The sequence below is a fragment of the Pseudomonas sp. NBRC 111127 genome, assembly GCF_001320345.1.
Taxonomy (GTDB): domain Bacteria; phylum Pseudomonadota; class Gammaproteobacteria; order Pseudomonadales; family Pseudomonadaceae; genus Aquipseudomonas; species Aquipseudomonas juntendi.
Window position 1 is genome coordinate 1 of record NZ_BCBD01000141.1, and the last position, 14201, is coordinate 14201.

Sequence of the window (14201 nt, forward strand, 5' to 3'; positions counted from 1 at the left end):
TGCCATCTGGTTCTTCCTCGCCGTCGAAGGCGTGCCGCTGGCCGCCGAAGAAACCAAGAACCCCAAGCGTGACCTGCCACGCGGCCTGATCGGCGCCATGCTGGTGCTGCTGGCCTTTGCCCTGCTGATCCTGGTGGTCGGCCCTGGCGGCGCGGGTTCCGAGGCGCTGAAAGCTTCCGGCAACCCCCTGGTCGAAGCATTGGCCAAAGCCTACGGCGGCGCTACCTGGATGGGCAGCTTCGTCAACCTGGTCGGCCTGGCCGGCCTGATCGCCAGCTTCTTCTCGATCATCTACGCCTATTCCCGGCAGATTTTCGCCCTTTCCCGCGCCGGCTACTTGCCGCGCAAGCTGTCGGAAACCAACAAGAGCAAGGCGCCGGTCATGGCCCTGGTCATTCCTGGCATCATCGGTTTTGCGCTGTCGCTGACTGGCCAAGGCGACCTGCTGATCCTGGTGGCGGTGTTCGGCGCTACGCTGTCGTACGTGCTGATGATGGCCGCGCATATCACCCTGCGCATCCGCCGGCCGAAGATGGAGCGCCCGTACCGTACCCCTGGCGGCATCTTCACCTCAGGCCTGGCCCTGGTGCTGGCGTGCATCGCCGTGGTCGCCGGTTTCCTGGTGGACCCGCGCGTGGTGATTGGCGCCGCAGTGATCTATGCGGTATTAATTGCCTACTTTGCTTTCTACAGCCGCCACCACCTGGTAGCGGGCACCCCGGAAGAGGAATTCGCCGCGATCCAGCAGGCCGAAGAGGCTCTGCACTGACCGGCGCCACCCGCCGCGGGGCAACCCGCGGCTCTGGAGATTCTGTATGGCAAGTTTCGTACACACGGTCGGCCACCTGGTCTACCGCTTCGACAGCCTCAAGGATGTCATGGCCAAAGCCAGCCCGGCGCGCTCCGGGGACTGCCTGGCAGGCGTTGCGGCAAGCAACGACGGCGAGCGCGTAGCCGCGCAGATGGCCTTGGCCAATATCCCGCTGACGCATTTTCTCAACGAAGCCCTGATCCCCTACGAAGCCGACGAGGTCACCCGGCTGATCATCGACAGCCACGATGCCCAGGCATTTGCGCCGGTCAGCCACCTCACCGTCGGCGGCCTGCGTGACTGGTTGCTGAGTGAAGAGGCCAACGAGGACAGCCTGCGCGCCCTGGCGCCGGGGCTGACCCCGGAAATGGCGGCGGCGGTATCGAAGATCATGCGCGTGCAGGACCTGGTGCTGGTGGCGCAAAAAATACGTGTGGTCACCCGTTTTCGCGGCACCATGGGCCTGCGCGGGCGCCTGTCGACCCGCCTGCAGCCCAACCACCCGACCGACGAGCCGGCCGGCATTGCCGCCAGCATTCTCGACGGCCTGTTGTACGGCAACGGCGATGCCATGATCGGCATCAACCCGGCAACCGACAGCATTGCCTCGATCTGCGCCCTGCTGGAAATGCTCGATGCCATCATCCAGCGCTACGACATACCCACCCAGTCCTGCGTGCTGACCCACGTCACCACCTCCATCGAAGCGATCAACCGCGGCGTGCCGCTGGACCTGGTGTTCCAGTCCATCGCCGGTACCGAAGCGGCCAATGCGGGCTTCGGCATCAACCTGAACGTGCTGCAGGAGGGTTACGAAGCCGGCCTTTCGCTCAAGCGCGGCACCCTGGGGCAGAACCTGATGTACTTCGAAACCGGCCAGGGCAGTGCGCTGTCGGCCAATGCCCACCACGGGGTCGACCAGCAAACCTGCGAAACCCGCGCCTATGCCGTGGCCCGCCACTTCAAGCCGTTCCTGGTCAACACCGTGGTCGGTTTCATTGGCCCGGAGTACCTGTACAACGGCAAGCAGATCATCCGCGCCGGCCTCGAAGACCACTTCTGCGGCAAGTTGCTGGGCGTGCCGATGGGCTGCGACATCTGCTACACCAACCACGCCGAGGCCGACCAGGACGACATGGACACCCTGCTGACCCTGCTGGGTGTGGCCGGGATCAACTTCATCATGGGTATCCCCGGTTCCGACGACATCATGCTCAACTACCAGACCACCTCGTTCCACGACGCGCTCTACGCGCGCCAGACCCTGGGCCTGAAGCCCGGGCCGGAATTCGAGGCATGGCTGGCCCGCACCGGCATCTTCACCCAGGCCGATGGCCGGGTGCGCTTCGGTGACAACCTGCCGCCGGCGTTCCGCCAGGCCTTGGCACAGCTTGCATAGGGATCACCATGGACCATCGCACCCCTACCCCTGAAAACCCTTGGCTGGCCCTGCGCACGCTGACCCCGGCGCGTATCGCCCTGGGCCGCAGCGGTACCAGCCTGCCGACCGGGGCCCAACTGGACTTCCAGTTCGCCCATGCCCAGGCCCGTGATGCCGTGCACCTGGCGTTCGACCACGCTGGCCTGGCTACCCAGTTGGCTGAACGCGGCCGGGAAAGCCTGGTGCTGCACAGCGCCGCCAGCGACCGCCACGAATATCTGCAACGGCCCGACCTGGGCCGGCGCCTGGACGAAGCATCGGTCGCCACCCTGCGCCAGCACGCCCAGGCCAACCCAGGTGGGGTCGACCTGGCCATCGTGGTTGCCGATGGCCTGTCGGCGCTTGCCGTGCACCGGCATACCCTGCCGTTGCTAAGCCGGTTCGAGGAACAGGCCGCCGCCGACGGCTGGACCAGCGCACCGGTGGTGCTGGTGCAGCAGGGCCGCGTGGCAGTGGCCGATGAGGTGGGTGAACTGCTGGGCGCGCGCATGACAGTGATGCTGATCGGCGAGCGGCCCGGGCTCAGTTCGCCCGACAGCCTGGGGCTGTATTTCACCTATGCGCCAAAGGTCGGCCTGACCGATGCCTACCGCAACTGCATTTCCAACGTACGCCTGGAGGGCTTGAGTTATGGCATGGCCGCACACCGCCTGCTGTACCTGATGCGTGAAGCCTGCCGGCGCCAGCTGTCGGGGGTGAATCTGAAGGACGAAGCCGAGGTCCATAGCATCGACAGCGAACATGGCCCCGCGCAGCGAGGCAACTTCCTGCTTGGCGAGGGCTGAACACCCTGTCATGCAAAGCGGATTGCGCCGCGGGCCGGGCTTGGGGCAGCATGCCCTCGAAGCTGCTGGCAATCCGCTGTTTTCCCTAATGGACTCTGAGGGCCGCACATGCGCATCATCAAGGCAAAACTGGAACACCTCGACCTGTTGACGCCTATGTTCGTCAAATACCGTGAATTCTATGGGCAACTGCCCTATCCCGACAGCTCGCGCAGCTTCCTGGAAAAACGCCTGCAGCGGGACGAATCGGTGATCTACCTGGCGCTCCCCGATGATGACGACAACAAGCTGCTGGGCTTCTGCCAGCTGTACCCGAGCTACTCGTCGCTGTCGCTGAAGCGGGTATGGATTCTCAACGATATCTACGTGGCCGAAGACTCCCGGCGCATGCTGGTAGCCGACCACCTGATGCGCGAAGCGAAGAAAATGGCCAAGGAAACCAACGCCGTGCGCATGCGGGTGTCCACAAGCAGCAACAATGAGACGGCGCACAAGACCTACGAGTCCATCGGTTTTCGTGAAGATACCGAGTTCAAGAGCTACATCCTGTCCATCAACCAGGATTGACCTGCGTCCGCCCCTGCGCGGGCAAGCCCGCCCAGGGGCGGATACGGCACTACCGCGTGCAGTAACCCCCCGCTACAAACTCCCCGGGCATGATCGTCACTTAGCCGTATAATGGCCCACCTGTCATGTGTGAAAATTTACCCATCCGCCGGTAAACCGAGCCTACGCCCAAGAACACAGGTGCTGTACATGGATTTCAACCCGCTCGACCTTATCCTGCATCTCGATGCCTACCTCGATTTGCTGGTCACCAATTACGGCCCCTGGATCTACGCCATCCTGTTTACCGTGATTTTCTGTGAAACCGGGCTGGTGGTGATGCCCTTCCTGCCGGGCGATTCGTTGCTGTTCATCGCCGGCGCCGTAGCCGCAGGCGGCGGCATGGACCCGGTCTTGCTGGCCGGCCTGCTGATGGCTGCTGCAATCATGGGCGACAGCACCAACTACGTGATCGGGCGCACGGCAGGCGAACGTTTGTTCAACAACCCCAATTCGAAGATCTTCCGTCGCGATTACCTGCAGCGGACCCACGACTTCTACGAGCGCCACGGCGGCAAGACCGTGACCATGGCGCGCTTCCTGCCCATTCTGCGCACCTTCGCCCCATTCGTGGCCGGTATTGCCCACATGCATTACCCGCGCTTCCTGGGCTTCAGCGTGGCCGGGTCGTTGCTGTGGGTAGGTGGCCTGGTCACCTTGGGCTACTTCTTCGGTAACGTGCCGTTCATCAAGCAACACCTGTCGCTGATGGTGGTGGGCATCATCATCCTCTCGTTGGTACCGATGATCCTCGGCCTGCTGCGTACCCGCCTGGGCCGCGCGGCCAAGGCGCACTGACCGGCCAGTATGTGGTCGTTCCGCGCCTGGCGGCGCAAGCGGGCCTTGGCACGCTACCCGATCACGTCACAGCAATGGCAGGCCGTACGCGAATGCCTGCCGATGCTGGACGGCATCACCGACGAAGAAGACCACTGGCTGCGCGAAGCCTGCATCCTGTTCCTGCTCGACAAGCACCTCACGTGCCTGCCGGGCGTTGAACTGGGCGACCAGCAGCGGCTGCTGCTCGCCGCCCAGGCGCAACTGCCACTGCTGCACCTGGGCGAACTGAACTGGTACCAGGGCTTTCACGAAATCGTGCTCTACCCCGACGACTTCAAGAGCCCGCAGCGCCACCGCGATGCCAGTGGCGTGGAGCACGTGTGGGACGGCGAGCACAGTGGCGAGGCCTGGCAGCAGGGCCCGATCATCCTGGCCTGGAACGGCGTACTGGCCAGTGGCGGCTGGGAGGCCTACAACCTGGTCATCCACGAACTGGCGCACAAGCTCGACATGCTCAATGGCGATGCCAACGGCCTGCCGCCGCTGCACAGCGGCATGCCCGTGGCCGAGTGGGCCACCGCCATGCAACAGGCCTACGACGACCTTAACCGCCAGCTCGATGCCAACCCCGACGCCGAAACCGCCATCGACCCCTATGCGGCAGAGAACCCTGCCGAGTTTTTTGCCGTCACCAGCGAATACTTCTTTAGTGCCCCCGACCTGCTCCATCAGGCCTATCCATTGGTCTATCAGCAGTTGGCGCTGTTCTACCGGCAAGACCCGCTGGCGCGCCTGCGCCGGCTTCAGGCCGAGCACCCCGACTACCGCGAAAGCCACGCCTGACGCGGCCGCACATCAGGCCAGGCGTGGCATGCCCCGGCAGAATGTGCCTATAATCGCCGCCACTTTTTTGGTCAAACACGGGGGCACTGCCCAATGAGCTACAGCAAGATTCCGGCGGGCAAAGACCTGCCGAACGACATCTACGTCGCCATCGAGATCCCGGCCAACCACGCGCCGATCAAATACGAGATCGACAAGGACAGCGACACGCTGTTCGTCGACCGCTTCATGGCTACCCCGATGTTCTACCCAGCCAACTACGGCTTCATCCCGAACACCCTGGCGGACGACGGTGATCCGCTCGACGTGCTGGTCGTTACCCCGTACCCGGTCGCCCCAGGCTCGGTTATCCGCGCCCGCCCGGTTGGCGTACTGAACATGACCGACGACGGCGGCGGCGACGCCAAGGTCATCGCGGTTCCTCACGACAAGCTGTCGCAGCTGTACGTCGACGTGAAGGAATACACCGACCTGCCAGCCCTGCTGATTCAGCAGATCGAGCACTTCTTTGCCAACTACAAAGACCTCGAGAAGGGCAAGTGGGTCAAGATCGAAGGCTGGGAAGGCGCTGACGCTGCCCGTGCCGCGATCACCAAATCGGTAGCTGCCTACAAGGGCTGATACCGGTTGCAGGAAGAACCCCGCCATGGCGGGGTTTTTTTATGGCCAATCGCTGTGCTCGGCGAATACTCCTACACAGCCCTACAGCTGTGCCCTACAACCAGCCACTTTTCATACAAGCCCCGTCAACATCAAGTTGATATCCTTGCTGGCACCGCGCCGCTACACTCGCTGGCATGAAGACCTCCGGTGACCGCCTCAGGGCCCTGCTTCACGAATGCGGCCTTACCCCTTCCGATTTCGCTGCCCAACGCGGCGTCACACCGCAGCACGTCAACAATTGGGTCAAGCGCGGCGTACCCCTGGCACGGCTGGACGAAATGGCCGACCTGTTCTGTGTGCATCGCCGCTGGCTGCACACGGGCGAAGGGCCCAAGCACCCGAGCCCGATCCTGCGCAACGCCCGGCCGCGAAAGTTGCACACGCCCCCGCCGTCCCCGCTGCTGGTGGACCATGGCCGGCTGGTCAAGGTGCCGTACTACGAACTGCATGACGGCCTGCTCAGCCCAGTCGCCAGCAAACACCTGCGCCTGCCGGCAAAAGCGCTGCAGGGGTTGGGGGTTCGGGCCGACGATGCAATCAGCGTGACGATGCCCGACAGCAACATGCTGCCGCTGATCCCGCAGGAGGCGGTGCTGGTGATCGACGTGAGCATGACCCAGGTGTTCGAGGGCGAAACCTACGCCTTGCTGCACAACGGCGCGCTGAGGGTGAATACACTCAGCCTCGGCCAACATGGCACGCTGTACCTGCACAGCCATGACCGGCGCAACTATGCGGTTGAGCGCTATACCCCGGCGCAGCGCCAGGCGCAGGGCCTGGAAGTGCTTGGCTGGGTGTTCCACTGGTCGTATTTTCGCCAGCAGCGGCCCGGTTGAAACACCCTGTGCCATTTTTTGCTGGGCATCCAGAGCGTGCCCTTGTATGCTACGCCGCACATTCAGCCCCGACCGGCGCAAGCCGCAGTCCAGAGGGCTCGGCGACATCTCACACGGGTGTCTGCCATCTCTTTCAGGCCCTTGTGGCCACACAGTTAAGGCGATTGCGGCTTACCATAAATTAGTCGGAAGCGTCCCCGAGAAGCCGGCCACAAGCCGGCTTTTTAATGCCCCCGCATACTTGCCTGCCCGCCCGGGCAGAGCGCTTTCAGCCAGAGCAACCCTCAGAAGTCATAGCGCGCGCCCACCATCATGCTGCGCGACGGCCCATAGAAGTTGAAGGTCGACGTCGAGCCCACGCGCGACAAGTAATCGCGGTCGAACAGGTTGTTGACGTTGAATGTGGCGGTCAGCTGCGAAGTGACCGGGTACGACAGCATCGCATCCACCGTGGCATACCCTGGCGCATCGATGCGCACGCCACCGTTCTCGGCGTAAAAGTTGCTCATCGCCGAAATACCGCCCCCGATTGCCAGGCCGTTCAACGGGCCTTGGCTGATGGTGTACTTGCTCCACAATGAGGCCTGGTTGCGCGGCATGATGAAGAACGTGGTCTCGGCATCGCCCTTGACGGTTTCGGTTTCCATCCAGGTGTAGCCGGCCAGCAGTTCCCAGTTCGGCGTCAGCTTGCCGCTTACTTCCACTTCCGCGCCCTTGACCCGGGTTTTACCGGCGGCTACCGAGTCGGTGGTCGCCACGCCGTCGGCGTCGTACAGGGTGGTAGCACGGTGCTTGTCGGTCAGGCGGAATACCGACAACCGCGTGTTCAGGTCGCCCCCGAAGTAGCTGCTTTTCAAGCCGAATTCATACTGCTCGCCTTCCCGCGGCTTCAACACCCGGCCGCTGCTGTCGGTGGCTGACTGCGGCTTGAACACCTGCGAATAACTGGCGTACAGCGCGTGGGTGTCGGTGAGGTCGTAGACCACGCCGCCGTATGGGGTGAAGTGGCCGTCGACGCGCTTGCTGTCGTTGGTGCTGGCGCCACTGCCGAGGGTGGTGGTGTAGAAGTCACCGCGGTACCAGCTGAAACGCCCACCGGCGATCAGCGCCAGGCGCTCGACGGGGCGGAAGGTAACCTTGGAGTACAGGCCATATTCCTCTTCCTGCATACCGGTTTCGGCGCTGTAGTTGGGCGACGGCTTGGCAAACTGCTTTGGCGAGTAGGTGTTGACGTTGATGGCGCCCAGGTTGGTCGTGCCATTGAGGTACTCGGTGTCGTAGTTCTTGTAGTCGCTGCCGACCACGAACTCGCTGACCTGGCCGAAGGTCTCGAACGGCTGGCTGTAGCTGGCGTCCAGCGAGTAGGTGTCCTGCGTGAAATCGCGGGCGCTGGCACGCTCGGAATTGCCACCGGTAGTGGCGTTGGTGGCGGTGAAGGCGTACAGGTACTGGGTGTCGCGGTGGGAGCCACGGGCGGCAATACGGCCGTAACCGCCGTTGTCGAAGCGGTGGGTCAGTTCGGCGACCAGGTCGGTGGTCTTGCCGTCGAAGTAGTTCCAGTCGGCCCCGAGGAAGCGTGAATGGCTGAAGTCGGGCACCTCACCCGACAAGGTGGCCGGGTAGCCATTATGCGGGGTGATGTTCTTCACTTCGTGCATCAGGCCGAACGACACGGCAGTAGCGTCGCTCAGGTCGATGTCCAGGGCGCCATAGTAGCTATTGCTGGTGTTGGCGTTGTAGTCGACCTCGCCATTGGTGTCATCACGCGAAGCGATGAAGCGCCCACGCACACGACCCGCATCGTCCAGCGGCCCGCTCAGGTCGAGTTCTTCGTGGTTGGTGTCCCATGTGCCATAGCTGCCTTCGAGGTGGCCCTGGAACTCGGCGGTGGGGCGCTTGCGCACCATGTTCACGATGCCGCCCAGCTCGCTGGTGCTGCTGAACAGCCCCGCCGGGCCGCGCATGATTTCGACCCGGTCGAACGCTGCCAGCGATGGCACAGTACCGAAGATGCTGGCCATGGGCGCCGGTAGCCCGTCGATATTGAACTCGCTGTACTCGTAGCCACGGGCATAGATGGATGAGCGGCCACTGTCGTTGGTCAGGGTCCGCAGGCCGGCGGTGTACTTGGCCAGGTCATCCAGGTGCACGAACTGGCGATCCTTGACGTAATCCTGGGTGTACACGGTGATCGACTGCGGGATGTCCTTGAGCGCCGCCGGGGTCTTGGTGCCCACGGTTGCAGCATCGACACTGTAGCCGCCGGTTTGCTGCGAAGGCAGCATGTCGTACAGGCGGTTGCCCTCGATGGTCAGTGCCGGCAGGTCGAGCGAGTTGCCACCACCGGCCGCCTGCGTCGCTACCGTTTCAGCCAGTGCCGACACCGAAAAGGGCGCCAGCAGCCCTACTACCAGCCAGCCCCGCACCCGTCGCGGGCCCCCCACACTGTTCAAACCGCTCATGACACACCCTCGCCCAATTGATAATAATTCGCAAACGACAGAAATTGCTTTTTGCGGAAGATACCGGAGCGAAAACCGGGGTGCAGCATGATTAACCTTCTTAACACATTGCGGCGTTGCCCTCGCCCCACGGTCAATGGGATGATGGCTAACTGATAGAAATTCTCATTCAAGGCTCAACGTGCCCACCTCACTGCTCCTTGCCGAAGACGACCCACGCCTGCGCCAGGACCTGGAACGCCATTTCTTCAACCGTGGGTTTCAGGTGCTGGCCTGCGCCAATGGCAGCCATGCCCTGAATGCCATACGGCAATCACGCTTCGACCTGGTTTTGCTGGACATCATGCTGCCGGGCATCGACGGCCTCAGCCTGCTGGACGAACTGCGCCACCAGCAAGCGGTGCCAGTGATGCTGATGTCGGCGCTGGGGGCCGAACAGGATCGCATCAGTGGCTTCACCCGGGGCGCGGACGATTACCTGCCCAAGCCGTTCAGCCTGGCCGAACTCGACGCCCGGGTCGATGCCCTGCTGCGGCGCGTGGCGCTCGACCGCGGGCCGGCGTTGCGGGCCGATGGGGGGGCAGTGATGCTGGACCATGAACGCCAGGACGCCCTTCACCAGGGCAGGCCTGCCGGGCTGACCGCATCCGAATTCCGCCTGCTGGCCACGCTGCGGGCTCACCCCGGCGAGGCGTTGAGCAAACCTTTCCTCTACCAGACCGTGCTGCACCGCGCCTACACGCGCCTGGACCGTGGCCTGGATGTGCATGTGTGCAACTTGCGCCGCAAGCTGGCCGACATCAGCGCCCAGCACCTGCAGATCCAGGCGGTCAGGGGCCAAGGGTACATCCTGATAGACACGGACCAGCCCTGATGCGGCGGCATCCCCTGCTGTGGAAACTGGCGCTGTTGCAGGTCGGTTTCTGTCTGCTGCTGACCTGGCTGATCTGGACCTGGGGGCTGTCGGTGGAACGCAGTACCTACTTCCTGTCGCCGGCTGACCAGCAATACCTGGCGCGCTACGCGCAACAGGCCGAACACGCCTGGAACCAAGGCGGCGCCACGGGCGCCGAAGCCTGGCGCAGGCAGCTGCAACGTACCGAAGGCACCTGGGCAGCCTTGATCGGCCCCCACCTGCAAAGCCTGGGTACCACGCCACTGAGCGCCGAGGAGGCCAGCCACCTTACCTTCATGCGCAAGCTGAACTGGCCCATGAGCCGGCGCCTGCAGGACGAACTGCCGTACGTCAGCATCGCGTTCCCGCAACACCCCGAAAACGGCCGGCTGGTGATGCAATTACCCGAACGCCTGCTACCCACTGGCCTTACGCCCTGGACCCACCTGATCACCCATGGGGTCGCCCCCACCCTGCTTGCCCTGTTGCTGGGCCTGGCCCTGTACCGCCATCTGGTAGTTCCCCTGAACCGCCTGCGGGACCGGGCCGACGCCTTGCGGGCCGACGACCTCGACAGCCCCGCGCTGCCGTTGCAGGAGCGCCGCGATGAGCTGGGTGAGCTGGCCCAAGCCTTCGAGCACATGGCGGTACGCCTGCGCCAGAGCCTGGAGCAACAGCGCCTGCTGCTGCGTACGCTGTCCCACGAGCTGCGCACGCCGTTGGCGCGGCTGCGCATCGCCCATGACAGCGACTTGCCGCCGCCGCAGTTGCGCGAGCGCCTGGACCGCGAAGTCGCCGACATGCAAAAGCTGCTGGAGGACACCCTGGACCTGGCCTGGCTGGACACCGAACAGCCCAGCCTGCCGACCGAGCCGGTGCTGATGGTGGCCGTCTGGGAAGCCTTGTGCCAGGACGTCTGTTTCGAAAGTGGCTGGGCGCCAAGCCGCCTGCCTTGTTCGCTGGGCACCGCGTGCCGGGTGCAGGCCAACCTCGACAGCCTGGCCCAGGCCCTGGAAAACCTGATCCGCAATGCCGTTCGCCACTCGCCCGCCGAAGGCCGGATCAGCCTGGATGGCTGGCGCGAGGGGGATTACTGGCACCTGCGCCTGAGTGACCAGGGGCCGGGGGTCGCGCACGCCGACCTGGAGCGCATCTTCCAGCCTTACCAGCGGCTGACCGAAAGTGGCGCTGGCTTTGGCCTGGGCCTGGCCATCGCCCGCCGCGCCATCGAACTGCAGGGTGGCCGCTTGTGGGCCAGCAATGGCCACCCAGGCCTGTGCCTGCACATGACCTTGCCGGCGGCCCGGGACTGTTTAGAAAGTTAATGCGCTTTACCCTCAATCAGGACTGATTATCATCTTGCTGTTCCCGCTTTGCGCGCCTGCAAAGCCCTGAAGAGATGCCTGATGAGCAAGTTGACCCTGGCCGTGACGATGGCACTGTGCCTGGCACAGCCGCTTGCTGCTCATGTTGCCCTTGCGCAGCCCGACCATGAGCAGAAGATGGACACCTCACTGCTGCAGCGCCATGACCTGGCCTACCGCTTCACTCAGCTCGACCTGGACTCGGCCGACGGCCAGCGGCATTACCGGCTGTGGGTCGGCAAACCGAACCAGCCGGCGCCAGCGGCGGGCTACCCGGTGCTGTGGATGCTCGATGGCAATGCCGCGCTGGGCGCACTGGGCGCACTGGATGGCCAGCAGCTGGGCCGGCTTGCCGCAGGGCAGGCGCCATTGCTGGTGGCGGTGGGGTACCAGACCGAGCAGCGTATCGACCGTGCCGGGCGCACCCGGGATTACACCCCGGCGGTGCCTGGCCAGGCTGAACAGCTTGACCCACTGACCGGAGCGCCCAGTGGCGGTGCCGACGTTTTCCTGGACCTGCTGACCGGGCGCATGCGGGCGATGGTGGCAAATGTGGCACCGATCGACCTGCAACGGCAGACATTGTGGGGGCATTCCTATGGCGGGCTGGCCGTTTTGCATGCGCTTTTCACCCGGCCTTGGTCATTCAGCGACTATGCGGCTGCCAGCCCTTCGCTATGGTGGCACAACGGCGCGATCGTGGGTGAGGCACAGGGGCTCGAGCAGCGCCTGGGAAGCAGCCGGCCGCGGCTGTTGCTGATGCGTGGCAGTGAAGAGCCGGCGAACCCGCGCACGCAGGTGCAAGGCGATGTCGAGCAGCCGGCGCGTGAGCTGGTGGCAAGCCTGGCCAGGGTGCCAGGCTTGCAGGTTCGTTTCGAGCGGTTTGCCGGGTTGGGGCATGGGCCTATGTTGCCGGCTTCGCTGAAGCAGGTGATTGAAGGGATGTCGCGGTAAGCCTGTCAGCACCTTCCACAACGCCCGCCCCACGCTACCGCCAAAGGTCGTAGAACCGCGGCTTGCCAGCGGGGTGGCCACGTGCGGTATGCTGTGGCGGTCTTCAGGGCGGGGTGAAAGTCCCCACCGGCGGTAAATCGAAAGATGAGCCCGCGAGCGCCCCGGCCATGCCGGGGGTCAGCAGATCTGGTGCAACTCCAGAGCCGACGGTCATAGTCCGGATGAAAGAAGGCGTCAGGCAGGGGCCATCCGGGCGCCCCTGCGCACGCATTTTGTTCGCCCCGAGACGTTCATCGATCATTCACGAGGAGCGTTTCATGTCCACCCAGCACCACGCGCACTACCCCAATGTTTCCGCCGCCATCGCCGCCTTCAAGGCTGGGCGCCCTGTCCTGTTGCTGGACGATGACGACCGCGAAGACGAGGCGGACATCATTGCCGCCGCCGAAAACATTACGCTGCAAACCATGGCCATGATGATTCGCGATTGCAGCGGTATCGTCTGCCTGTGCCTGGACGAAGCCACCGTCGATGCGTTGCAACTGGCGCCCATGGTGCAGAACAACCAGGCCCGCCATGGCACCGGCTTCACCGTCACCATCGAGGCGGCCGAAGGGATCACCACCGGGGTTTCTGCCCAGGACCGCCTCACCACCATTGCTGCGGCACTGCGTTCCAGCGCCGAACAGCGTCATATCGTCAGCCCGGGGCATGTGTTCCCGCTGCGTGCGCGCAATGGCGGCGTGCTGACCCGCCGCGGGCATACCGAAGGTTCGGTGGACCTGGCCCGCCTTGCCGGCCTGCGCCCGGCGGCGGTGCTGTGCGAACTGATGAACCCGGACGGGACCATGGCCCGTGGCGAACAGGTGGCGGTGTACGCGCGGCAGTACAATCTGCCGGTGCTGACCATTGAAGAGCTGGCGCGGTACCGGGAGGCGATGGTGGCGCTGGAAGCCGAGCCGGCCTGACAGGCCCAATTCGCGGGCACGCCCGCTCCCACAGGTATTGCGCAGCGCTTGAAGGCTGTGATGGACCTGTGGGAGCGGGCGTGCCCGCGAAAGGGCCTGTGAAACCAACCTCACGGCCCCGGAAGTTTGCTCCCCCCGCCCTGCTCTGCTAGTGTCGCGCCGTTCTGAATGCCTCCGAGACAGTCGCCATGGCCCGCAAAAAATCCTCCCTTGATTTCGAGCAATCCCTCGCAGACCTGCAAACACTGGTCGAGCGCCTGGAGAACGGCGAGTTGTCGCTGGAAGAGTCGCTGGCCGCTTTCGAGCAAGGCATCGCGCTGACCCGAGAATGCCAAGGTGCCCTGGCACAGGCCGAGCAGAAGGTGCAAATTCTGCTGGAGCGTGACGGCGAGCTGGCTGCCCAGCCCTTCGACGCGGAGCCCGAAGCATGATCGGCAGCTACCAGGCCAGTTGCCAGAGGCGGGTGGATGCAGCCCTGGAACCGCTGTTCGTCGCCCCGACCAAAGAACTCGAACGCCTCTATGCCGCCATGCGCTACAGCGTGATGAACGGCGGCAAACGCGTGCGGCCACTGCTGGCCTACGCCGCGTGCGAAGCCCTGGGTGCCCCGGCCGAACAGGCCAACGGCGCGGCCTGTGCGGTGGAGCTGATCCATGCCTACTCGCTGGTGCATGACGACCTGCCTGCCATGGATGACGACGACCTGCGCCGGGGCCAGCCCACCACGCACAAGGCCTTCGACGAAGCCTGCGCCATCCTGGCCGGTGACGGGTTGCAGAGCCTGGCGTTCAGC

Annotated in this window: 15 protein-coding genes and 1 riboswitch; of the genes, 14 read left to right on the forward strand and 1 reads right to left on the reverse strand. The window is 64.2% G+C overall.

Translation table 11 applies throughout. The annotated features are described in order from the left end of the window. The 8 genes from APH30_RS21180 to APH30_RS21215 form a co-directional block, all read left to right on the forward strand. The coding region (locus tag APH30_RS21180) for an amino acid permease (RefSeq protein ID WP_156326584.1) at positions 1–769 on the forward strand (769 nt) is incomplete at its 5' end. Between the two features lie 46 nt (positions 770–815). Continuing rightward, positions 816–2210, forward strand: a complete 1395-nt coding sequence (locus APH30_RS21185; protein ID WP_029886281.1) for an ethanolamine ammonia-lyase subunit EutB — start codon at positions 816–818, stop codon at positions 2208–2210. A gap of 8 nt (positions 2211–2218) precedes the next feature. Further along, the gene (gene eutC, locus APH30_RS21190; RefSeq protein WP_054913672.1) at positions 2219–3037 is read left to right on the forward strand and encodes an ethanolamine ammonia-lyase subunit EutC; all 819 of its coding nucleotides are present in this window, start codon (positions 2219–2221) and stop codon (positions 3035–3037) included. Between the two features lie 108 nt (positions 3038–3145). After that, on the forward strand, positions 3146–3604 hold the full coding sequence (locus APH30_RS21195; RefSeq protein WP_054913673.1) for a GNAT family N-acetyltransferase: 459 nt from the start codon (positions 3146–3148) through the stop codon (positions 3602–3604). Between the two features lie 189 nt (positions 3605–3793). Next, complete coding sequence (locus APH30_RS21200; protein ID WP_009685738.1) at positions 3794–4441, forward strand: DedA family protein; 648 nt, start codon at positions 3794–3796, stop codon at positions 4439–4441. Positions 4442–4450: 9 nt separating this feature from the next. Beyond that, positions 4451–5266 carry a zinc-dependent peptidase gene (locus APH30_RS21205; protein ID WP_054913674.1) on the forward strand — a complete coding sequence of 272 codons (816 nt, stop codon included), beginning with the start codon at positions 4451–4453 and terminating at the stop codon, positions 5264–5266. 93 nt (positions 5267–5359) lie between these two features. Then, positions 5360–5887, forward strand: a complete 528-nt coding sequence (gene ppa / locus APH30_RS21210; protein ID WP_003255365.1) for an inorganic diphosphatase — start codon at positions 5360–5362, stop codon at positions 5885–5887. A 176-nt stretch (positions 5888–6063) separates the two neighbouring features. Then, on the forward strand, positions 6064–6765 hold the full coding sequence (locus tag APH30_RS21215) for an XRE family transcriptional regulator (RefSeq protein WP_054913675.1): 702 nt from the start codon (positions 6064–6066) through the stop codon (positions 6763–6765). Positions 6766–7049: 284 nt separating this feature from the next. Here APH30_RS21215 and APH30_RS21220 read toward each other — a convergent pair whose 3' ends face one another. Continuing rightward, a complete protein-coding gene (locus APH30_RS21220; RefSeq protein WP_054913676.1) occupies positions 7050–9227 on the reverse strand; it encodes a TonB-dependent siderophore receptor in 2178 nt (725 codons plus the stop codon). A 181-nt stretch (positions 9228–9408) separates the two neighbouring features. Here APH30_RS21220 and APH30_RS21225 point away from each other — a divergent pair, with 181 nt between their 5' ends. From APH30_RS21225 to APH30_RS21250, 6 genes are all read left to right on the forward strand, one after another. Then, a complete protein-coding gene (locus APH30_RS21225; protein ID WP_054913677.1) occupies positions 9409–10101 on the forward strand; it encodes a response regulator transcription factor in 693 nt (230 codons plus the stop codon). Beyond that, positions 10101–11447, forward strand: a complete 1347-nt coding sequence (locus APH30_RS21230; RefSeq protein WP_054913678.1) for a sensor histidine kinase — start codon at positions 10101–10103, stop codon at positions 11445–11447. Before APH30_RS21225 ends, APH30_RS21230 begins: the two co-directional genes overlap by 1 nt. Before the next feature lie 81 nt (positions 11448–11528). After that, entirely contained in the window at positions 11529–12440 is a 912-nt protein-coding gene (locus tag APH30_RS21235; protein ID WP_054913679.1) for an alpha/beta hydrolase, read from the forward strand. A 95-nt stretch (positions 12441–12535) separates the two neighbouring features. Continuing rightward, positions 12536–12677, forward strand: a riboswitch (FMN riboswitch). A gap of 80 nt (positions 12678–12757) precedes the next feature. Then, a complete protein-coding gene (ribB, locus tag APH30_RS21240) occupies positions 12758–13408 on the forward strand; it encodes a 3,4-dihydroxy-2-butanone-4-phosphate synthase (RefSeq protein ID WP_054913680.1) in 651 nt (216 codons plus the stop codon). A gap of 188 nt (positions 13409–13596) precedes the next feature. Then, a complete protein-coding gene (locus APH30_RS21245) occupies positions 13597–13839 on the forward strand; it encodes an exodeoxyribonuclease VII small subunit (protein ID WP_009685726.1) in 243 nt (80 codons plus the stop codon). Next, on the forward strand, positions 13836–14201 hold a 366-nt coding region (locus APH30_RS21250; protein ID WP_177333770.1), incomplete at its 3' end, for a polyprenyl synthetase family protein. The genes APH30_RS21245 and APH30_RS21250, both read left to right, overlap by 4 nt.